Annotated in this window: 17 protein-coding genes; 9 read left to right on the top strand and 8 right to left on the bottom strand. The window is 70.7% G+C overall.

Features of this window, described 5'->3' with window-relative positions; all coding sequences use genetic code 11:
• Positions 1-64 precede the first annotated feature (64 nt).
• The 7 genes from OG452_RS23590 (at position 65) to OG452_RS23560 (ending at position 10,799) form a co-directional block, all read left to right on the top strand.
• The gene (locus OG452_RS23590; protein ID WP_405561069.1) at positions 65-1,489 is read left to right on the top strand and encodes a hypothetical protein; all 1,425 of its coding nucleotides are present in this window, start codon (positions 65-67) and stop codon (positions 1,487-1,489) included.
• A 107-nt stretch (positions 1,490-1,596) separates the two neighbouring features.
• On the top strand, positions 1,597-2,562 hold the full coding sequence (locus OG452_RS23585; RefSeq protein WP_327299747.1) for a glutamate ABC transporter substrate-binding protein: 966 nt from the start codon (positions 1,597-1,599) through the stop codon (positions 2,560-2,562).
• 155 nt (positions 2,563-2,717) lie between these two features.
• Entirely contained in the window at positions 2,718-4,055 is a 1,338-nt protein-coding gene (locus OG452_RS23580; protein WP_327297578.1) for a hypothetical protein, read from the top strand.
• 10 nt (positions 4,056-4,065) lie between these two features.
• On the top strand, positions 4,066-6,663 hold the full coding sequence (locus tag OG452_RS23575) for a serine/threonine-protein kinase (protein WP_327297577.1): 2,598 nt from the start codon (positions 4,066-4,068) through the stop codon (positions 6,661-6,663).
• 4 nt (positions 6,664-6,667) lie between these two features.
• Positions 6,668-7,999: a PP2C family serine/threonine-protein phosphatase gene (locus OG452_RS23570; RefSeq protein ID WP_327297576.1), complete on the top strand. Its 1,332-nt coding sequence runs from the start codon at positions 6,668-6,670 to the stop codon at positions 7,997-7,999.
• 116 nt (positions 8,000-8,115) lie between these two features.
• The gene (locus tag OG452_RS23565) at positions 8,116-9,489 is read left to right on the top strand and encodes a vWA domain-containing protein (RefSeq protein ID WP_327297575.1); all 1,374 of its coding nucleotides are present in this window, start codon (positions 8,116-8,118) and stop codon (positions 9,487-9,489) included.
• Positions 9,490-9,575: 86 nt separating this feature from the next.
• Complete coding sequence (locus OG452_RS23560; RefSeq protein ID WP_327297574.1) at positions 9,576-10,799, top strand: FHA domain-containing protein; 1,224 nt, start codon at positions 9,576-9,578, stop codon at positions 10,797-10,799.
• Here OG452_RS23560 and OG452_RS23555 read toward each other — a convergent pair.
• The gene (locus OG452_RS23555) at positions 10,777-11,763 is read right to left on the bottom strand and encodes a methyltransferase domain-containing protein (RefSeq protein ID WP_327297573.1); all 987 of its coding nucleotides are present in this window, start codon (positions 11,761-11,763) and stop codon (positions 10,777-10,779) included. The two genes, OG452_RS23560 and OG452_RS23555, sit on opposite strands and share 23 nt — an antisense overlap.
• A 171-nt stretch (positions 11,764-11,934) precedes the next feature.
• Between OG452_RS23555 and OG452_RS23550 the strand changes: the two genes are divergently transcribed.
• A complete protein-coding gene (locus OG452_RS23550; RefSeq protein WP_327297572.1) occupies positions 11,935-12,339 on the top strand; it encodes a globin in 405 nt (134 codons plus the stop codon).
• Positions 12,340-12,416: 77 nt separating this feature from the next.
• Here OG452_RS23550 and OG452_RS23545 read toward each other — a convergent pair whose 3' ends face one another.
• The 4 genes from OG452_RS23545 to OG452_RS23530 form a co-directional block, all read right to left on the bottom strand.
• Entirely contained in the window at positions 12,417-13,142 is a 726-nt protein-coding gene (locus OG452_RS23545; protein ID WP_327297571.1) for a hypothetical protein, read from the bottom strand.
• A complete protein-coding gene (locus tag OG452_RS23540) occupies positions 13,139-13,561 on the bottom strand; it encodes an acyl-CoA thioesterase (protein ID WP_327297570.1) in 423 nt (140 codons plus the stop codon). The genes OG452_RS23545 and OG452_RS23540 overlap by 4 nt, the downstream gene beginning before the upstream one ends.
• A 2-nt stretch (positions 13,562-13,563) precedes the next feature.
• Positions 13,564-15,228 carry an energy-dependent translational throttle protein EttA gene (ettA, locus tag OG452_RS23535; protein WP_327297569.1) on the bottom strand — a complete coding sequence of 555 codons (1,665 nt, stop codon included), beginning with the start codon at positions 15,226-15,228 and terminating at the stop codon, positions 13,564-13,566.
• 171 nt (positions 15,229-15,399) lie between these two features.
• A complete protein-coding gene (locus OG452_RS23530) occupies positions 15,400-16,068 on the bottom strand; it encodes a TIGR03086 family metal-binding protein (RefSeq protein WP_327297568.1) in 669 nt (222 codons plus the stop codon).
• Positions 16,069-16,120: 52 nt separating this feature from the next.
• Between OG452_RS23530 and OG452_RS23525 the strand changes: the two genes are divergently transcribed.
• Positions 16,121-16,645, top strand: coding sequence for a MarR family winged helix-turn-helix transcriptional regulator (locus OG452_RS23525; RefSeq protein WP_327297567.1), 525 nt, complete (start codon positions 16,121-16,123; stop codon positions 16,643-16,645).
• A gap of 151 nt (positions 16,646-16,796) precedes the next feature.
• On the opposite strand, the gene OG452_RS23520 is transcribed toward OG452_RS23525, so the two are convergent.
• The 3 genes from OG452_RS23520 to OG452_RS23510 form a co-directional block, all read right to left on the bottom strand.
• Positions 16,797-17,375, bottom strand: coding sequence for a Type-2Aa cytolytic delta-endotoxin (locus OG452_RS23520; protein WP_327297566.1), 579 nt, complete (start codon positions 17,373-17,375; stop codon positions 16,797-16,799).
• Between the two features lie 274 nt (positions 17,376-17,649).
• Entirely contained in the window at positions 17,650-18,957 is a 1,308-nt protein-coding gene (locus tag OG452_RS23515; RefSeq protein WP_327297565.1) for a Cys-Gln thioester bond-forming surface protein, read from the bottom strand.
• A 382-nt stretch (positions 18,958-19,339) separates the two neighbouring features.
• The gene (locus tag OG452_RS23510; RefSeq protein WP_327297564.1) at positions 19,340-19,741 is read right to left on the bottom strand and encodes a single-stranded DNA-binding protein; all 402 of its coding nucleotides are present in this window, start codon (positions 19,739-19,741) and stop codon (positions 19,340-19,342) included.
• Between the last annotated feature and the right edge of the window lie 104 nt (positions 19,742-19,845).

Raw genomic sequence — 19,845 nt, 5'->3', positions numbered from 1 at the left:
GTGACAGACGGGTCGTGACAGACCGGTCGTGACAGACCGGTCGTGACAGACCGGGGGAGGTCGAGTGGTACACCCGCCGAACGGGGGCACAGCGCAGGGTCCACCGCCCGCGCAGCCGCCTCCGCCCGTGTCACACATGCCCGCGCCCGCGCCGCCCGGGCGGGCGCCGGTGCCGCCCGCGCGACGCAGCGCCTGGGCGGGGTCCCGGGACCGGCTGCGCGCCGCCGCGACCACCGAGCCGGGGCGGCTGTGGATCATGGGGACGCTGGTGGCCGCCCTGGTCGTGGCCTTCGGAGCGGTGACCGCCTTCGAGATCTCCGACCGGGCCGCCTCCACCGACGACGTGGTCAGCCGCAGCCAGCCGCTCAGCGCGGACGCCGCGAACATCTACCGCTCGCTGGCCGACGCGGACACCGCCGCGGCGAGCGGCTTCCTGGCGGGCTCCGTGGAGCCCGCGGATGTGCACGCCCGGTACGACAGCGACATCACGACGGCGTCCCGGCTGCTGGCCAAGGCCGCTTCGCACACGGACAGTTCGACCGAGTCGGGGCGCCAGATCACCCAGCTCAACGAGCAGCTCCCGCGCTACACGGGGCTGGTGGAGCGCGCCCGCGCCAACAACCGGCAGGGGCTGCCGCTCGGCGGCGCCTACTTGCGATACGCCAACCAGCAGATGAGCACGGTGCTGCTGCCGGCTGCGGAGAAGCTCTACGAAGCGGAGACGGGCCGGCTGTACGACGACTACGACTCGGCCACGCTCTGGCCGTACTTCGGCACCGCGGTGGGGATTCTGGCCCTGAGCGGCCTCGTCTACGTCCAGCGGCGCAACTACCTGCGGACCAACCGGTTGTTCAACCACGGCCTGGTCGCCGCGTCGGCCGCCTCCGTCGTGGTGCTGCTGTGGCTGGTGGCCGGGCACCTGGTCGCGTCCGCCGATCTGCAGACGTCGCGGGAGCACGGCCAGGAGTCGCTGAAGGTGCTCAACGACGCACGCATCAGCTCACTCAAGGCCCGCTCCAACGAGAACCTCACCCTGGTCTCGCGCGGCTCCGTACTGACCAAGGACGGCAAGCACGACCAGTACGAGTCCGACTACACCAAGGACATGGCCTCCCTGGTCAGCGGGCTCGACAGGGCGAACAGCCTGGCCAACGACAAGGCGGGCAGCGAGCCGGTGAAAGCCGCAGCGGACGACGTGGCCACCTGGAAGACCCGGCACGCCGCAGCGCGTCGCACGGACGACAGTGGCGACTACGACCGGGCACTCACACAGGTCATCGGCAGGACGGGCTCGACCGGCCAGTCCTTCGACCAGGTGGACGCGGCGCTGGACCAGGCCCTCGGTCATGAGCAGCAGGAGTTCACCCGGGCCGCGTCGGACGGCCGGGGTGCGCTGACCGGGCTTCCGGTGGGCGCGGCGGTGCTGGCCGTGCTCGGTGCGGCGGCTGCGGGGCTGGGCATCAGCCGCAGGCTTTCGGAGTACAGGTGAGCAGGGGCCAGGTGGGCAACGGCCAGGCGAGCGGGGACCAGGCGAGGAGGGGCAGTGTGCTGAATCAGAGGGCCGGCAGGCTCCACGGCTGGGGCGGCGTCACGGCGATGGCCGCGGCCTGTGCGCTGACCGCGGCCGCGACCGTGCTCCCGCTCATCCTGAGCAGCGGTTCCGGCGACGGTGCGGGGTCCGGCGGCAGGGCGGGGACGGGCGGTCAGCAGGTGGCCCAGGCCTCGCCCGCGAAGGCCGACACCTGCACCGACCCGGAGGCGAGCCTTACACCGTCCGGCGCCGACGGCCCCACCATCGACCGGATCAAGAAGTCCGGCCACCTCGTCGTCGGTGTCGACCAGAACAGCTACCGCTGGGGATACCGCGATCCGGCCACCCGCAGACTGGACGGCTTCGACATCGCTCTCGTCCGGGCCATAGCGAAGAACATCCTGGGCAGCGAGGACAAGGTCACCTACCGCGCCATCCCCACCAACCAGCGGGTCGAAGCGTTGCAGGAGAACAAGGTCGACATCGTCGTGAGGACGATGACGATCAACTGCGAGCGGGTCAGACAAGTCGCTTTCTCCACCGCGTACTTCCAGGCCGGCCAGCAGGTCCTGGCGCCCAAGGGGTCCACGATCACTGGGTACAACGAGACGCTCAGAGGCAAGCGGGTCTGCACGGCGACGGGCTCGACGGCGTACGACGCCCTGAAGGCCAAGTCGTACGGCGCGGTCTTCGCCGACACACCGGCCGAGCAGCGGACCGTGCCGAACCAGCTGGACTGCCTGGTCAAGCTCCAACTGGGCCTGGTCGACGCGGTGGTCACGGACAATGCCCTGGCGGCCGGCCAGGCGGCACAGGACCCGGCCGTCGACCTCAAGGGCCAGCCGTTCACCACCGAGTACTACGGCGTGGCGACAAAGCTGGGCAACGACGATCTGGTGCGCCGGGTCAACCAGGTGCTCGTCGACTACCGCGCGGGCGGCGACGGAAGCCCCTGGATGAAGGCGTACCGGCAGTGGCTCTCGGCGGATCTGAAGGGGATCAAGGCACCTCCCGCACCTAAGTACCGGTAGAACAGCGCGCTCACGGGCAGAACTTGACACTGTAGGGAGCAGCACAGGACAGCGGCACAGGACACACGCAGCGCAGGACACGCAGCACAGCCCACAGGCAGCAAGCACATAGACAGCACACAGACAGCCAGCGGAGCGGAGAGGTGAGGTGAGCGATGGGCGTCGCGGGATTCTTCCCCAGCCCCGGCGGGCCGGGAAGCGCCCCCGGGCCGGTGCTGGACCGGGACGAGGTCGACCGTGCGCTGGCGCGGCTCGGCGCGGAGCACGAGGCCATCGAGACCTCGCTCCTCGCTCTGCAGGATCACGCCGGGCGCCGGCTCCTCGAAGGCGCCGAGCTGGCAGGGGTCACCAAGGACCGCTGGGCCGCCACCGAGCAGTCGATCACCGTGCTCTGGACGTACTTCGACGCGTACGCGAAGGCGCTGGAGGAGGCCCGTACGCTGCGTTCCCGGCGGCGCTGGCCCAGCCAGGACGACCTGGCCGAGCTCACCGATGTGCTGCGCGGCCGGGGCGTCACCCTGGCGAGCACCGCCGCCCAGCTCCCGGCCGCCCTCAGGGGGCCCGCCGGGCTCACCGAGCGTTTCTCGCTCGAAGAGCTGGTGACCCGGATGAACGAGCTGTACGCGCGGTCGCTGGACATGATCGTCGCGTCGGACTCGGTGTGGTCCGCGTTACCCGCCCGGATCGACCTGCTCGCGGCGGAGCTGGCGCGCACCCGTTCGCTGGCGCACTCGGTCGGCGTACGCCCCGGTGAGCACCCGGCGGGCGACGACCTGGAGTCGATCACCCAGGAGCTGGCCGCGCTGCGCGCCGGGGTGATATCCGACCCCCTGGCCTACTGGCTTCCCACGCAGGGCAGTTCTGCCCCGGGCGGCGGGCGTGCCGACACCGGGCGCTACGACCGGGCGGCCCGCGCCCTGGAGGAGATCCGCCGCGAGATCGACGCGGTACTCACCGTCCGCCAGGACGCCGAGCAGCGTCTGCTGCGACTGCGGGACGTACTGACGCGCGCGGACCGCACGCTCACCGAGGCCAGATCGGCGCGGGGTGAGGTGCTGGCGAAGATCGCGGCGTCCGAGGTGCCCGCGGTGAGCGGCCCTTCGACGGTGCTCCAGGAGCAACTGCGGGCCGCCGCCGAGTACCGCAGGCACGCCCAGTGGCACCGGCTCTCCCCGCTCCTGGAATCCCTCGAACGGGAAGCCGAGGACGAACTGCGGCGCGCCCGCGACTCACTGTCCGCGGTCACCGCGCCGCTCGCCGTCCGTGCGGAGCTGCGGGGCCGGCTCGACGCGTACCGGGCGAAGGTCGCCCGGCACGGAATGGCGGAGGATCCCCTGCTGATCGAGCGGTATGACGCGGCCCGCAGAATGCTGTGGAGCGCGCCGTGCGATCTGCGCGTCGCCGAACAGGCGGTGCTCCGCTACCAGCAGGCCACGGCGGAGGTCCTGGTCCCGGGACAGGCCGGGCCCACCGACCACAGGGGGAACGCGTGAGGGATGCCGGATGAGCGACCAGCAGCAGTGCCAGCGGCCCGGGTGTGGGGGCAGCTATGAGGACATGGGCGGCGGCGAGCTGTACTGCGGCACCTGCGGTCTGGCGCCGGTGGTGTCGCCGACCGGCATGGTGAGTTCACCGCCGACCGGGATCGCCGGTGGCGGCCGCGGGAGCAACAGCGCGCGGTCCGGCAGCGCTTCGGTGCGCGGCGGTTCCGGGTCGTCGTCGTCCCGTTCCGCGCGGTCGTCGTCCCGTTCCTCGACCTCGCGCAGGTCGGTCTCCGGGCGGCTCTCGCGCTCCCTGTCGGGGCTGGGTTCGGGGCGTTCGGTCTCGGTGCGCAGCTCCGGGGCTTCGGCGAGTTCGTCGGGCCGCAACCGGCTGGGCGCCGGTCTCGTCTCGATCCCGGATGTGCCGCGCCCCGATCCGCAGTCCGCGGTGATGGCCAACCCCGAGGTGCCGGAGCGGAAGCGGTTCTGCTCGCGTTCCGACTGCGGTGCCCAGGTGGGCCGTTCGCGCGGTGCGCGGGCCGGGCGCACGGAGGGGTTCTGCACCAAGTGCGGCCACCCCTACTCGTTCGTACCGAAACTGAGCAGCGGCGATGTCGTGCACGGGCAGTACGAGGTGGTGGGCTGTCTGGCCCACGGCGGTCTGGGCTGGGTCTATCTCGCCGTCGACCGCGCCGTCTCCGACCGCTGGGTGGTGCTCAAGGGCCTGCTGGACACGGGTGACCAGGACGCGATGGCCGCAGCGATCTCGGAGCGGCGCTTCCTCGCCGAGATCGAGCACTCCAACATCGTGCGCATCTACAACTTCGTGGAGCACCTCGATCAGCGGACCGGCTCCATGGACGGCTACATCGTCATGGAGTACGTCGGCGGCAAGTCCCTCAAGGAGATCGCCAACGAGCGGCGCGGGCCGTCGGGCAGGCGGGACCCGCTGCCGGTTGAGCAGGCCTGTGCGTACGGGATCGAGACCCTGGAGGCGCTGGGTCATCTGCACAGCCGGGCGCTGCTGTACTGCGACTTCAAGGTCGACAACGCGATACAGCAGCAGGATCAGCTGAAGCTCATCGACATGGGCGCGGTCCGAAGGATGGACGACGACGAGTCGGCCATCTACGGGACGGTCGGCTACCAGGCGCCCGAGGTCGCCGAGGTCGGGCCGTCGGTCGCCTCCGACCTCTACACCGTGGCGCGCACCCTCGCGGTGCTGACCTTCGACTTCCAGGGCTATACGAACGTATTCGCGGACAGCCTCCCCGATCCGGACAACATCGAGGTGTTCCGGCGGTACGAGTCGTTCTACCGGCTGCTCGTACGGGCCACGGACCCGGACCCGGCCCGCAGGTTCGCATCGGCAGCGGAGATGGCGGAGCAGCTGACCGGTGTGCTGCGGGAGGTCGTCGCCGTCCAGACGGGACGGCCGCGGCCTTCGCTGTCGACGCTGTTCGGGCCCGAGGTGCGGGTCACCGACACCACGCTCTTCGCCGAGCTGACCGGGGACGCGTCCCTGCTCGGCGCACGCGGACTGCCCGCCGGACGCCGTGGCCCGAAGGCAATCCGGGGCAACGGCGGCGAGGGGGCCCGCCTTCCCACACCGCGCCGGCCGGAACCGGCCGCGCCGCGGGTGCCCGCCGCCCCGTCTGCCGCCGGCCCGGCAGCGGGCACCTCCGGCCAGTACCTCGCCGGGCTCGAAGCAGGCCCCACCGCGCTGGCGCTGCCCGTGCCGCGCATCGACCCGCACGACCCGCACGCCGGTCTTCTGGCGAGCCTGATGGCGGCGGCACCCGGCGAGCTGATCACCGCGCTGGAGTCCGCGCCCACCCCGTCGCTTGAGCGCAGTCTCCGTCACGTACGGGCCCTGCTCGACAGCCGGGACGCGTACACCGCGGTCGAGATGATCACGGGCCTGGAGACCGAGTACCCCCACGACTGGCGGGTCGTCTGGTACCGCGGTCTCGCCTCGCTCGTCACCGGCGACCGGGAGACGGCAGCGCTGTCCTTCGACGCGATCTACGACGCGTTCCCCGGTGAGCCCGCGCCGAAGCTGGCGCTCGGTGTCTGCGCGGAGGTGCTCGGTCAGCTGGACAACGCGGCCGAGTACTACCGCCTCGTGTGGACGACCGACCCCAGCTACGTCAGCGCGGCGTTCGGCCTCGCCAGAGTGCAGCTCGCGGCCGGTGACCGCGCCGCGGCCGTACACACGCTGGAGTCGGTCCCCGAGACCTCGATCCACTACACGGCGGCCCGCGTTGCCGCGGTGCGCGCCCGGCTGCGCCACCGTGTCCCGACCGACCCCCTGGTGGACGACCTGCGGTCGGCCGCGGACCAGGTGACCGCGCTCCAGCAGTTCGGCCTCGACGCCGTGCGGCGGGAGCAGCTCGGCACCGAAGTACTGGGCACCGCCCTGGACTGGGTACTCTCCGGAGGCCGGGGCGGCCAGGTGGTGCAGTCCGCCACCCTGCTCGGCAGTCCACTCGACGAGCGTGGCCTGCGCTTCGGACTCGAACGCTCGTACCGGGTACTCGCCCGGCTCGCCCAGCGCGGCGAGGAGAGGATCGACCTGGTGGAACGGGCCAACCGTTTCCGCCCCCGGACGTGGGTGTGAATTGATGTCCCAGACGAATCTGGCCACGTGCCCCAGCTGCCAGGAGCCGCTGGAGCCCGGCGACTTGTTCTGCGGCGCGTGCGGGTACGACCTGTCGGCGGCGCCCGAGCCGCCGGGCGGCCACCCGGCGAACGCCGGCGGCGGCGCGAGCCCGGCGGGTGTCCCGCACACCGCCTGGCCGGCCGCCGCCGACCAGGACAGCTCCGGCAGTCCCGCGCCCGTACAGGCGGGGTCCGATCTGCCGGGTGTCACGTCGGACGGCAATGAACTGCCCGCGGGCGTACGGTTCGACGGCCCTCCGGCGCCCGATGAGTACGCGCTGCCTGCGCCGGACCCCCGGGCCGCGGGCGCTGTGTCGGCCGCCACGGCGGAAGGTGCCGCGCAGGGCATGTCGGCACCCGGCACAAAGGTCTGCGTCGCCTGCCGCACAGGCCGCATCGACGGCGACGGCTACTGCGAGAACTGCGGCCACGCCCAGCCGCGCGAACGTGACCACATGGAACAGGAGCTGGATGCGGTGGCCGCGGTGAGCGACCGCGGGCTGCGCCACCACCGCAACGAGGACGCGTTCGCGGTGTCATCGGTGGGCCTGCCGGACGGTTCGGCCGCCACCGTGGCGATCGTCTGTGACGGGGTGTCGTCGGCGACCCGCCCCGACGAGGCATCAGCCGCTGCGGCAGCGGCGGCCAACGAGGCGCTGCTGACCGCCCTGCCGACGGGCACCCATCCCCAGCAGGCCCTGCACGAGGCGATCATCGCCGCGTCGGAGGCGGTCAACGCCCTGGCCACTGAGCCGGCCGGCGCCATGGAGCACGACCAGCACCGCCATCAGAACGCCCCGGCCTGCACCCTGGTCGCCTCCATCACGGTGGGCGCACTGCTCGTCGTCGGCTGGGTGGGCGACAGCCGGGTGTACTGGGTGCCGGACGACCGCACCGCCCATCCGTCCCGGCTCACCGAGGACGACTCGTGGGCGGCGCAGATGGTCGCCAACGGGCTGATGGGCGAGGCACAGGCGTACGCGGACGAACGGGCCCACGCCATCACGGGCTGGCTCGGCGCCGACGCATACGAACTGGAGCCGCACACGGCGTCGTTCAAACCGGACCGGTCGGGTGTGGTCGTGGTCTGCTCCGACGGCCTGTGGAACTACGCGGAGTCGGCCGAGCAGATGGCCCGGATCGTCCCGCCTGACGCGGCCACCCGGGCCCTGCACAGCGCGCAGGTACTCGTCGGCCACGCGCTCGACGGCGGGGGGCACGACAACGTAACAGTGGCTGTCGTGCCGTTCCCCCTCCCTCCGCAGAGGGCAGGCTCCGCCCACGTGAAGGCGTGAAGGCGTGAAGGCGTGAAGGCGTGAAGGCGTGAGGGCGTGAGGGCTGAACGCGTGAAGGCCACTCTGTCTCGTTAACTCTCTTGAAATTGCCGCGTTGTCGTCAAGGAGCCCGTCAGATGGCCAACTTCTCCAAATCCAACGTGCCGCAATTCTCCGTCGACGTGTACCAGAACGAGTTCCTCCCGGAGGGCGGGCGCGAGGTGAACGCGATCGTCACGGTCACCTCGACCGGGGGCGGAACCAGCGGCTCCGCACTCACCGGTGCGAGTTCCGCGTCCACATCGCCGCCAGGGCAGGCACCGGCCGCCGCTGTGGTGATCATGGTGGACTGCTCGGGTTCGATGGACTACCCGCCGACAAAGATGCGCAACGCACGGGAAGCGACGGCGGCGGCGATCGGCGCACTGCGGGACGGCACCGCGTTCTCAGTGGTGGCGGGCACCCATGTGGCGAAGGACATCTATCCGGGCAACGGCCGGCTCGCCGTCGCCGACCGGGCCACCCGCGCCCAGGCCGGGGAGGCCCTGCGCAAGCTGAGCGCCGGCGGGGGTACGGCGATCGGCACCTGGCTGCGCCTTGCCGACCGGCTGCTGAACACCCCCGACTCGGCGGGCGGCGCCGTACCGCCGATCCGGCACGGCATCCTGCTGACCGACGGCCGCAACGAGCATGAGGCGCCGGAGGATCTGCGGGCCTCGCTGGACGCCGCGGCCGGCCGGTTCACCTGTGACGCCCGCGGGGTCGGTACGGACTGGGAGGTCAAGGAGGTCACCGGTATCGCGTCGGCGTTGCTCGGCACGGCCGACATCGTGGCCGACCCCTCAGGTCTCTCGGCCGACTTCACACAGATGATGGAGAACGCGATGGGCAAGGAGGTCGCAGATGTCGCGCTGCGACTCTGGACGCCCGTCGGAGTGGAGATCAAGTACGTCAAGCAAGTGGCGCCGAGCGTCGAGCAGTTGACGGACCGCCGCACCGAGGCCGGTCCCCGCGCCGGGGACTACCCGACCGGCTCGTGGGGGGACGAGTCGCGCGACTACCACGTGTGCGTCCAGGTGCCGGAAGCGGGAATCGGCCAGGAGATGCTCGCCGCCCGGGTCTCGCTCGTCCTGCCCGACCCCTCAGGAGGTGCGCCGCAGACGCTTTCGCAGGGCCTGGTGCGCGCGGTGTGGACGGACGACATGGCCGCCTCGACCTCGATCAACCCGCAGGTCGCGCACTACACGGGGCAGGCTGAACTGGCACAGGCCATCCAACAAGGTCTGGATGCCCGCAAGTCGGGCAATCTGGACGGAGCGACAGCGAAGCTCGGCCGCGCGGTCCAGCTTGCGGCAGCCTCGGGGAACGCGGACACTGCGAAACTGCTCGCGAAGGTGGTGGACGTCGTCGACGAAGCGACCGGTACTGTGCGACTGAAGGCAAAGGTGGCGGAGGCGGACGAGATGACCCTCGAAACCCGCTCCACCAAGACAGTTCGCGTCAAGAAGTAGCCAAGAAGTAACAGAAAAGCACCACAAGCAGCAGAAGTGACGTTTTGCGGCCTCAGGGCCGGACGAGGAGAGGGGGAAGCGACTCCATGCCGACCTGCCCGAACGGACACCAGTCGGGATCCGACGACTGGTGCGAGGTCTGCGGCCACCGCATGGGCGCCGTGCCGCCGCCTCCCCCGCCGCCCCCGCCGTACGCAGGCGGCGGGGCGCCCCCGCAGCCTCCGCCGGGCCGCAACCCGGCGGCCGGTTACGGCTACCCGCCGAATGCCACCGCCCAGGCAGAGCTCTGCCCGCAGTGCCGTACGCCTCGCGAGGCCGGGGCGCCGTTCTGCGAGGAGTGCCGCTGGAACTTCCTCACCAACACCGCCACCTCGTACACGCCGGTGGCCCCGAATCTGCCGCCGGGCTTCCAGTCCCAGCAGCAGCCGCCCAGGCCGCCGGACTCGTTCGACTACCAGAGCTCGCGGCCCTCGCAGGTCAACCGTCCCGCCGAGCCGCTGACGAACGCCCCGAGCGGCCAGGCGGTCCCGCCGCCTCCGCCGCCCCCTCCCCCGTATCAGCAGCAGTCCGCTCCGCCGCCGCCCTCGTTCGCGCAGCCGCCGAGGGCGCCGCAGCCCCCGCACCCTGCCGAGCAGCGGGAAGCGGACGACTGGTTGCTCCCGCCGCCGTCCCGCGCCCAGCCGCAGGGGCCGGGTCAGGGACAGCCGCAGGGCCCCGGACACCCGCAGGGCCAGCCACAGGGGCCGGGCCGGCAGGCGCCGCCGCAGCAGTTCCAGCCCCCGCAGTCCCAGCCGCCCCAGCCCCAGTCCCCGCAGCCGCAGCAGGGGCCGGGCCAGCCGCCGCCCGACCGCCCGAGCCACCCCGGTCAGCCCGGTCAGCCGACCGGAGAGGCCCCGACGACGGCGGGCTGGTCGGCCACGGTCGGCCCCGACCGTGAGTACTTCATGGCGATGATGCAGCGCAGTGGCCCCGAAGCCACCGGGCTCAATCTGCCCGCCTACTCCCCCGAGCAGCGCCTTCCGCTCGACGGGAACCAGATCACCATCGGCCGCCGCAGGCACTCCACGGGCGAGTCACCCGACATCGACCTGTCGGTGCCGCCCGAGGACCCGGGGGTCTCGCACCAGCACGCGGTCCTGGTCCAGCAGCCCGACGGATCCTGGGCGGTGGTCGACCAGAACTCGACCAACGGCACCACGGTCAACGGCGGCGAGGACCCGATCCCGCCCTATGTGCCGATCCCGCTCCAGGAGGGCGACCGGGTGCACGTCGGTGCCTGGACGACCATCAGGATCCACCGGGGGCAGTAGTCACCGGACGGTGAGCCGGGGGGACGAGCGGCCACGCGTACGGCCCTTCGGGGTCGTCCAGCCAGGCCCACTCGTGCTCCCCGCTCACCGTCACCCCGAACCGCTCCCGCTGCGGACGCCCCTCGCGCTCCCAGAGGGAGTACGCCTCGACCGGATCGAGGCTGCCGCTCGTCAGAGTGAGCACGAAGCGGAAGAGCGCGTCGTTCAGCACGCTGGGCGGCAGCCCGCCGCTGCGCGGCACCGGCCCGGCCTCCGTCGCTCCGCGCAGCGGTACGAAGTACGCGGGCGTATCCAGGAATCGCCCCTGCGCATGCCGCTCGTCCCGCACCCGCAGCACGATCAGTCCGGTCGCGAGCGGGGCGAGGATCCGCGCCCCTGGCCGGCACTGCGCGAGCCAGGCCCTCGGTACGGACGGGAGCGCGCAGGTCACGATGATCGCGTCGAAGGGCGCCCGCGCGGGGCAGCCCAGCGCCCCGTCCCCGGTGACGACGGCGGGGGCGTAACCGGCGGCCGACAGATGGCTGCGCGCCGATTCGGTGATCTCCGGGTCGATGTCGACGGTCGTGACCCGGGAGTCGCCCAGCCGGTGGGCCAGCAGAGCCGCGTTGTACCCGCTGCCCGCCCCGATCTCCAGCACGGCGTCACCGTCCCGCAGCGCCAGCCCGTCCAGCATCCGCGCCATCAGCGAGGGCTGGCTGCTGGACGAGATCAGCTCGCCGTCCCGGATCCGGGTGGCCAGCGGCTGGTCGGTGTAGACACCCTCCAGCCAGCGCCTGCGCCGCACGATGTCCGGATCCTCGCCCCACAACCGCGCCCGCCGCCCCACCCCGTCCACGAAGTAGTACGGCACGAAGAGATGCCTCGGCACCTCGGCGAACGCGTCCCGCAAGGCCGGATCCGCCAGTGCGCCGCTCTCCGCGATCTCCCGCACCAGCGCCGCCCGCAATGCCTGGTCTGCGCCCATATCTCCACTCTGCTGCGTCCCGCCCCGCGAGGCGAACCCGAAACAGCCAGGTGCTGCCGGACAGCCCCGCGAAAGGACCCCCAGCCCGGCGAGAAGTCCCCAGCGCGCCCTGCTCAAGACGGAAGGCTCAGGACCGCAGACCTCCGCCGTGCCGTCTGCGACCATGGAGGGGTGACAGAGATCCCGCGCGGCACGCTTCAGGAGCAGACCTTCTACGAGCAGGTCGGCGGCGAGGAGACCTTCCGGCGCCTGGTCCACCACTTCTACCAGGGCGTCGCCGGAGATCCCCTGCTGCGGCCGATGTACCCGGAGGAGGACCTCGGCCCTGCCGAGGAGCGGCTCGCCCTCTTCCTGATGCAGTACTGGGGCGGCCCCCGCACCTACAGCGACAACCGCGGTCACCCCCGGCTGCGGATGCGGCACTCCCCTTTCCAGGTGGACCGGGCGGCCCATGACGCCTGGCTGAAGCACATGCGGGCGGCCGTCGACGAACTCGGCCTGGCCGAGGAGCACGAGCGGCAGCTCTGGAAGTACCTCACCTACGCGGCGGCCTCCATGGTCAACACCGACGGCTGACCGGAACCACCTACCCGCCCCAGGAAGGCGGCCCACCTCACACGGGTGGGCGGGCCCTGGCAGCAGGGCCGGCCGGGCTACCTGGGAGTGACGCTGAGCCCGCCCAGTGCGGATGCCTCACGGACGGCGGTCGACCCATACGGGGTGCGCAGCCGGAGCCAGGAGCCGGCGCAGAGCAGCGTGTACGGGCCGGGGTGGTCGGCCCCGCCGGGGGAGAGGCCGGGGACAGTCACCCGTACCGGGCGCAGAAAGCCGAGCGACTGGGCGGCGTGTGCCGCGCGGACCGGGAGGGCGGTGTCGCCGACCGGCCGGGACCAGATCTCCCGCCCGATCCGGTCGAGTTCGGCACGGGTGCGCCGGTCGGCCGGCAACTCCTCGGTACGTACCCGGAATTCGGCAACGACGGCCGCGACCGCGGAGTGCAGCGCATCGGGCGACGGCAGCCCCGGCAGTTGCCGCCAGCCGCTGCGGGGCGGCAGCAGACCGGCCCAGGGCGGGCCGGTGACAGCAGCGGGAACGGTGGCCGTGGCGCCCCGTTCGTCGATGGATTCCAGCAGTTCACCCGCCGAGACGGTGAAGTCCAGTTCGGCCGGGGCGGCCAGCCGTGCTGTCCGCACGGCCAGCACCTCGAACGAGGGCGGGCGACCGAAGACGGCCAGGCTCTGCCCCGTACCGCCGTCCGCCCGTGCCTGCAGCCGCACCGCCGCCGCACGGTCGTAGTGGATCAGCCGGGCCAGGAAGGCGGCGAGATCGGCCGCCTCCCCGGCGTCGGCGAAAGCCAGCCGCGCCGGGAGCCCCGTCATGCGGCGAGCACTCCAGGCTGGTCCAGATACTCCCGGAGGAAGGACTTCTCCTCGGCGGTTATCCGCCGCGGACGCTGCGCCTCCAGGTTGTACGGGACGACGACCGTCGACGCCCGTACGTACACCTGGTCCTCGTCCTTCACCTCGTACGCGATGGTCAGCGACGCGGCGGAGATCTTCGTCACCCAGGACTCGACGGTGACCGGCGCGTGCCGGTGCACGAGCGGGCGCACGTAGTCGATCTCGTGGCGGGCCACGACGGAACCGCCGGAGAACGACGGCGAACCGTCCCCCGGCGCCAGCCGGAACATGAAGTCGATCCGCGCCTCTTCCAGATACCGCAGGAAGACGACGTTGTTGACGTGCCCGAAGGCGTCCATGTCCGACCAGCGCAGGGGGCAGGAGTAGATGTGCCGCACGGTCAGCCTCGCGTCAGCTTCTTGTACGTGGCACGGTGCGGACGGGCCGCGTCGGCACCGAGGCGCTCGATCTTGTTCTTCTCGTACGACTCGAAGTTGCCCTCGAACCAGTACCACCGGGAGTCGCCCTCGTACGCCAGGATGTGCGTGGCGACGCGGTCGAGGAACCAGCGGTCGTGGGAGATGACCACGGCCGCACCCGGGAATTCGAGCAGCGCGTTCTCCAGCGAGGAGAGCGTCTCGACGTCCAGGTCGTTGGTGGGCTCGTCGAGGAGCAGCAGGTTGCCGCCCTCCTTGAGCGTCAGCGCCAGGTTGAGGCGGTTGCGCTCACCACCGGAGAGGACACCGGCCGGCTTCTGCTGGTCCGGGCCCTTGAAGCCGAAGGCGGAGACGTACGCCCGCGAAGGCATCTCGACCTGGCCGACGTTGATGTAGTCCAGCTCGTCCGACACAACCGCCCAGAGCGTCTTCTTGGGGTCGATGTTGGCGCGGCTCTGGTCGACGTAGGAGATCTTGACCGTGTCGCCGACCTTGATGGCGCCGTTGTCCGGCGTCTCCAGGCCCTGGATCATCTTGAACAGCGTGGTCTTGCCCGCGCCGTTCGGGCCGATGACACCGACGATGCCGTTGCGCGGCAGCGTGAACGACAGGTCGTCGATGAGGACCTTGTCGCCGAAGGCCTTCGAGAGGTTCTCGACCTCGACGACGATGGAACCGAGCCGCGGGCCCGGCGGGATCTGGATCTCCTCGAAGTCCAGCTTCCGCATCTTGTCGGCCTCGGCCGCCATCTCCTCGTAACGCGCGAGACGGGCCTTGGACTTGGTCTGACGGCCCTTGGCGTTGGAGCGGACCCACTCCAGCTCTTCCTTGAGCCGCTTGGCGCGCTTCTCGTCCTTGCGGCCCTCGACCTTGAGGCGGGCGGCCTTCTTGTCGAGGTACGTGGAGTAGTTGCCCTCGTAGGGCAGCGCGCGGCCGCGGTCGAGCTCAAGGATCCACTCGGCGACGTTGTTCAGGAAGTACCGGTCGTGAGTGACGGCCACCACAGCGCCGGGGTACTTCGAGAGGTGCTGCTCCAGCCAGTTCACCGACTCGGCGTCGAGGTGGTTGGTGGGCTCGTCGAGGAGCAGCAGGTCGGGCGCCTCGATCAGCAGCTTGCAGAGCGCGACGCGGCGCTTCTCACCGCCGGAGAGGTTCACGACGGGCCAGTCGCCGGGCGGGCAGCCCAGGGCGTCCATGGCCTGCTCCAACTGGGCGTCGAGGTCCCAGGCGTTGGCGTGGTCCAGGTCCTCCTGGAGCTTGCCCATCTCGTCCATGAGCGCGTCGGTGTAGTCGGTCGCCATCAGCTCGGCGACCTCGTTGAAGCGCTTGAGCTTGCCCATGATCTCGGCGGCGCCGTCCTGCACGTTCTCCAGGACCGTCTTCGACTCGTCCAGCTGCGGCTCCTGCATGAGGATGCCGACGCTGAATCCGGGCGAGATGTACGCCTCACCGTTGGAGGGCTGCTCAAGGCCGGCCATGATCTTCAGGACCGTGGACTTACCGGCACCGTTGGGGCCCACGACACCGATCTTCGCGCCGGGCAGGAAGTTCAGGGTGACGTCGTCGAGGATCACCTTGTCGCCGTGCGCCTTGCGCGTCTTGCGCATGGTGTAGATGAACTCAGCCAAGAGAAACCGTCCGGCATTAGATGTGTGGGCAGATACACCCCATCTTGCCTGACAGCCACCGCCGGGCGGAAACCCGTATCGCCGGTGGGCTCTGACCTGGGATTTCACTGCGGTCCCGGGGCAGGCGGCCACCCGGGCACGGCCTGGCACTGCCGGTCGCCGTCGTGTACGTCAGCGGTCCCGGGGAACTTCTCCGCGGGCGGGCGGTGTGGCGTGCCAGGACGGTGAACGGCCCAGCGTCGTCAGGATGCGGTCCAGGGTGCTCGCATCGCCGTCCGTGGCCAGGGCCGGACGGAAGGCGCTACCGGGGGCGAGGCGGTGGTCGCCCTGCGGGACCGCCCCGGCGATCGGGAGCGCGGCTCGCAGCACGTCGGGGTCGGGGTCGAACGGGAGGTCCAGGGTTCGGGCGACGTCCCAGCCGTGGACGACATAGTCGATGAGATGGAAGCCGAGCACCTGGACGGCGGGGAACGTCCGGGCTTCCGTTACCTCGGGAAGCACACACGCGCGGTCGGGCCGGTCCACGGCCGCGAAGGCCGCGATGGCCTCATCCGATGCGTGCCGGTAGTCCGCCGCGAAATCCTCGCCGAGCGGGTGGTGCGACCAGTTCGCCGGGTCCTGGCCGTGACCGTTCACGGCCGCCGCGAACCCTCGGTGCTGGGCTGTCATATGGACGAGCAGTTCGGTCAGGGTCCACGCCGAGCACGGTGTGGGCCGGGCCAGATCCGCGGGAGACACCCGGCTCACCAGCGACGCACTGTCCCGCACAGCCCCCGTATGGAGCTTCCTGAGGCTTTCCCAGTTCCCGAAATTCCCGGTGTCCTCGAAGTTGGTAGGCATACGCTTACGATCTGCTCGTGCACATGATCTGTCAAGGCGTATTTTCTTGTGCATGGCCGAGAAAGCAGCCAAGAACACAGCCGGGAACACTGCCGCCCACGGCGCCCTGTCCGGAGATCGGGCGAGCCGCCCCGATCGTCGCCCCGACCTGGCGGCGATGGTCGTGCCGTTGGGCCGCGCCATGATGGCCGCGGAACAGCCGATCCTCGACGCGCACGGTCTGACCATGTGGGCATATGCGGTACTGCTGCGGCTCGACGAAGAACCGATCCGCACCCAGAGCGCACTCGCCGAGGCGATCGGGGCGGACAAGACCCGCATCATCGGCGTGCTCGACGGTCTGGAGACCCGGGGGCTGATCCGCCGCCGACCGGACCCACACGACCGGCGGGCGCGGCTGCTGTCGCTCACCGCCGAGGGGCAACGGCTGCGCGATGCCACGCAATCGGCCATCCAGCGACGGGAGGAGGAGTTCCTGCTGCTACTGCCGACCGCGGATCGGCACGCGTTCGTCCGAGCTCTGCAGACCCTCTCGGCCCCGCCGGCCCTCTCGGAACTGACACCGAAGAAGCCGTAGCGGTCCGACCGGTTCGGGAATGTGGCCGCGGTCGAACCGGGCTCCGGTACCGGGCGAGAGCTGCGAAGCGCAGCGGTACTGCCCGCCATCGGGCCGGCCGGCCCGGGACGGCGGGCCGGGCGGACGGGGCTACTGCCCGTCAGGAAGGCGGTCAGGCAGCCGGCTGCAGTTCCTGACGCACCACGATCGCATTGAGCCGAACCACGAACGGGGCGACATCCGAGATCTTCAGGGCACCGACCCGGGTCTTGTCCAGGCCGATGGTCGCGTCCACACAGAAGGCAATGGCGTACACCCCTGCCCCGGTCTCCTCGTCCTGGAGGGCGAAGAACAGGTCCCGGTAGAAGCTGGTGCGTTCCACGCCTTCCTCGTAGAACGAGAGCCCGGGCTCGCCCTCCTGCGCGCCGAGGCCGGTGAAGGCGCGCACGAACTCCTCATCGATCGTGTCCCAGAACGCAGCATCGGCGAGCGCATCCGGCAGGGCCTGGCGCACAGCCTCCTTCAGCGAGAGCACGATCACCCCCATCGCGGCGTGCTCCTGAAGCCCCCAGCCGCGGATCATCTTGACGATTGCTCCGTCGGGTATGGCGGCGGCGGCCTCCCGGATGTTGTCGAAGTCGAAGTTGACGGTCGCGGGGGCAATCGCCTCCTGGAACACCCGGTCGATGGCTCGGGCCTGGTCGAGGTGGTCCGCGCCCACGTCGATGACGGTCTTGAAATTGCCTGCCATAACTCCTCCTGCGTATCGCGGTGATCTGGCGAAGGCAGTATGCCGAGCGGGCTTCGCGCGATGCGGCAGCGTCCCGGGGTGCGGACGACGGCAGACGGCTCCGGTACGCCGAGGCGTACCGGAGCCGCTGTACCACCATGGCCATCCTGTCCGGTGGCCACTCACTCGCTTCACTTACCGCTCGCAGCCCGGCCGCCCATAGTCCGGCCGCCCGCAGTCGGGCCGCTCGCGGTCCGGTCACCGGGAGTACCGCTCTCCGGTGACCGGTCCCGGGTCACTGACCCGCGGTGCTGTTCTTCCTGCGGAGCATGAAGACCGCGCCGCCACCGAGCACCACGAGGGCGATCGCGACACCGGCGATCACCGGGGTGGAGCTGGAGCTGCCGGTCTCGGCCAGGCCGCCGCCGTTGGTACCGGAGGTGCTGCCGCCCGCCGAGGCAGCGCTGGGCTTCGGGGAAGGGGTGCCGCTGTGGGCGGGCGTACTGCCGGCCGTCTTGCAGTCGAGGACGCCCTGGAAACGCTTCTCGAAGCCGTTCGGGCCCTTGATCGTGAAGTCGTAGGCCTGGTCCTCGGCGACCGGGACGGTCACCGTCTGCGACTTGCCTGCCTCGACCGTGTGCTTCTGGCCTGCCAGCTCGAAGGTGAACGCCTCATCGCCCTTGTTGGCGGCGGTGATGTCCACGCCGCCCTTGGCGCAGTCCTTCATGGCGGAGAGGGCCGGGACGGCGCCCTTGCTGGCAAAGTTAGCCGTGGCGACCGCGCTGACCGAAGCGGTGCTGGTGCCCGCGAGGATCTGCGTCTGGCTCTTGGAGTCACTGACGAAGGCCCGGCCGATCGGCACCGCGGTCTGCGCGGTGACGTTCAGCTTGGCCGAGCCGGGCTGCGTACCGGCCGGGACCTTGAAGAACAGCTGCGTGCCGTTGACCGCGCTGGTGACGGGCTTACCGTCCTTGCCGACGACGGTGACACCCTGCGGCGCGTCCGGGGCGAGGGAGACCTCTGCCCTGGCGGCGTTGGTGGAGACCGTCACCGGGCCGAGCGGCTCGCCCGGGTGGCCCGCCACATCGGCGGGGCCGAGCGAGAGCGACGCGGCCGGCTCGGCGACGTTGACCGCGGAGTTCTCCAGGTACTCGGTCAGCTTCCGGCCGGCCTCGTCCTTCGGCACCGCGTCGACGTGGTCCGAGAAGTGCCAGATCGCGGCCTGGGTCGCGGCGGCGGCAGTGGCGTCGGTCAGCGTGACGTTGAGGTTCGCGCCGAGGGACGCGGGCGTCACCTGCGGGAAGGAGTGCTCCAGGATCCAGCGGATCTTGCCGGCGTCCTTGTTGCCCGCGAGCGAGGACTGGCCCCAGGTGACCTCATTGTAGGAGGTGTTGGCCTGCGTGTGGTTGTGCAGGTCGATGCAGTACGTCTTGATGGACCCGCCGCCGTCGACCTTGAGCTCGAAGAGCCCGGCCGTCTCGTCGGCGCCATCGATCACGACCTTGTCCCCGACCGACACCCCGGGGTTGTCCAGGGTGGCGGTGACGCCGGAGGAGGTGGTGGTGGGAGAGTCGTCGGCCAGAGCAGGCGTGGCCGTTGCCATCGCGCCACCGGCGACCAGCCCCGCAGCCAGGGCCGCGGCGGCCAGCCGGGAGGTACCCAGCCGCCGTATGCGAGAACCAGATCCCGCAGAGAACACAGAAACCGCAGAAACCGCAGAAAACACAGAATTCCCCTTCGGGCGAGGACTCTTCGCGCGATGCGCATCATGGCGCGCGTGGGGGAAGTTCCTCGCCGGCAGACTCAAATGCCCCGTGAGTATCTGGGAATCCTAAGGACGCAGGAGCAACTCGCTCTCCATACAAGGCGTCTGATAACCATTCCGAATCGGAATCGTTACCGTGAATCCCCTCCGCGACCCGACCATTTCGACAAATCGCCACCTCTGAGGGCCCGATGGCGCCTAGGTGCCACACTGGCCCCGTTCAGGCCACCAGGTCCTTGGGGCGCTCCGTCAGAGACGCATCAGCCCTGGCTACACGCTTGAAAGCGCTGGTTCCACGCGTCATATCGTGCCCCACCGCAAGCGCTTCGATGTCCGCCGAGAATCTGCGCTGTCCGTCCTTGTCCTCATCGCGCACCTTCAACCTGCCGTGTACGACGAGTGGTTCGCCCAGGGACACGGATCCAGCCAGATTCGCAGCCAGCGACCGCCAAGACCACACCGTGTAGAAGCTGGTCGGCCCGTCGGCCCAGACCTGTTTCTGCCGGTCCCAGCGGCGTGCGGTGACCGCGAAGCGAAATCGCACCCTTCCTCCGGTGACCGAATCCCGGTATTCAGGCTGCGACGCCACATTTCCCACCAATGTCACCAAGGTGTCGTTCATGAGCCCTGCCTTCCCCCGTCCCGCCATGGTCCTGCGGGGGCCGTCCCGTAACGGCCCCGCGGATGCTTCCGGTTGCCACCGGTTGCTGATCCGGTTCCCATGCT

It is taken from the genome of Streptomyces sp. NBC_01197 (assembly GCF_036010505.1).
Classification (GTDB): domain Bacteria; phylum Actinomycetota; class Actinomycetes; order Streptomycetales; family Streptomycetaceae; genus Streptomyces.
This window is presented reverse-complemented; position numbering and strand designations above follow the sequence as displayed.

What these genes read in the sequence shown, in the direction of transcription:
- OG452_RS23560 (WP_327297574.1), top strand. Translation starts at nt 9,576, where the DNA reads ATGCCGACCTGCCCGAACGGACACCAGTCGGGATCCGACGACTGGTGC.
- OG452_RS23585 (WP_327299747.1), top strand. Translation starts at nt 1,597, where the DNA reads ATGGCCGCGGCCTGTGCGCTGACCGCGGCCGCGACCGTGCTCCCGCTC.
- OG452_RS23530 (WP_327297568.1), bottom strand. Translation starts at nt 16,068, where the DNA reads ATGCCTACCAACTTCGAGGACACCGGGAATTTCGGGAACTGGGAAAGC.
- OG452_RS23575 (WP_327297577.1), top strand. Translation starts at nt 4,066, where the DNA reads ATGAGCGACCAGCAGCAGTGCCAGCGGCCCGGGTGTGGGGGCAGCTAT.
- OG452_RS23525 (WP_327297567.1), top strand. Translation starts at nt 16,121, where the DNA reads ATGGCCGAGAAAGCAGCCAAGAACACAGCCGGGAACACTGCCGCCCAC.
- OG452_RS23570 (WP_327297576.1), top strand. Translation starts at nt 6,668, where the DNA reads ATGTCCCAGACGAATCTGGCCACGTGCCCCAGCTGCCAGGAGCCGCTG.
- OG452_RS23555 (WP_327297573.1), bottom strand. Translation starts at nt 11,763, where the DNA reads ATGGGCGCAGACCAGGCATTGCGGGCGGCGCTGGTGCGGGAGATCGCG.
- OG452_RS23510 (WP_327297564.1), bottom strand. Translation starts at nt 19,741, where the DNA reads ATGAACGACACCTTGGTGACATTGGTGGGAAATGTGGCGTCGCAGCCT.
- OG452_RS23520 (WP_327297566.1), bottom strand. Translation starts at nt 17,375, where the DNA reads ATGGCAGGCAATTTCAAGACCGTCATCGACGTGGGCGCGGACCACCTC.
- OG452_RS23580 (WP_327297578.1), top strand. Translation starts at nt 2,718, where the DNA reads ATGGGCGTCGCGGGATTCTTCCCCAGCCCCGGCGGGCCGGGAAGCGCC.
- OG452_RS23515 (WP_327297565.1), bottom strand. Translation starts at nt 18,957, where the DNA reads ATGGCAACGGCCACGCCTGCTCTGGCCGACGACTCTCCCACCACCACC.
- OG452_RS23565 (WP_327297575.1), top strand. Translation starts at nt 8,116, where the DNA reads ATGGCCAACTTCTCCAAATCCAACGTGCCGCAATTCTCCGTCGACGTG.
- OG452_RS23545 (WP_327297571.1), bottom strand. Translation starts at nt 13,142, where the DNA reads ATGACGGGGCTCCCGGCGCGGCTGGCTTTCGCCGACGCCGGGGAGGCG.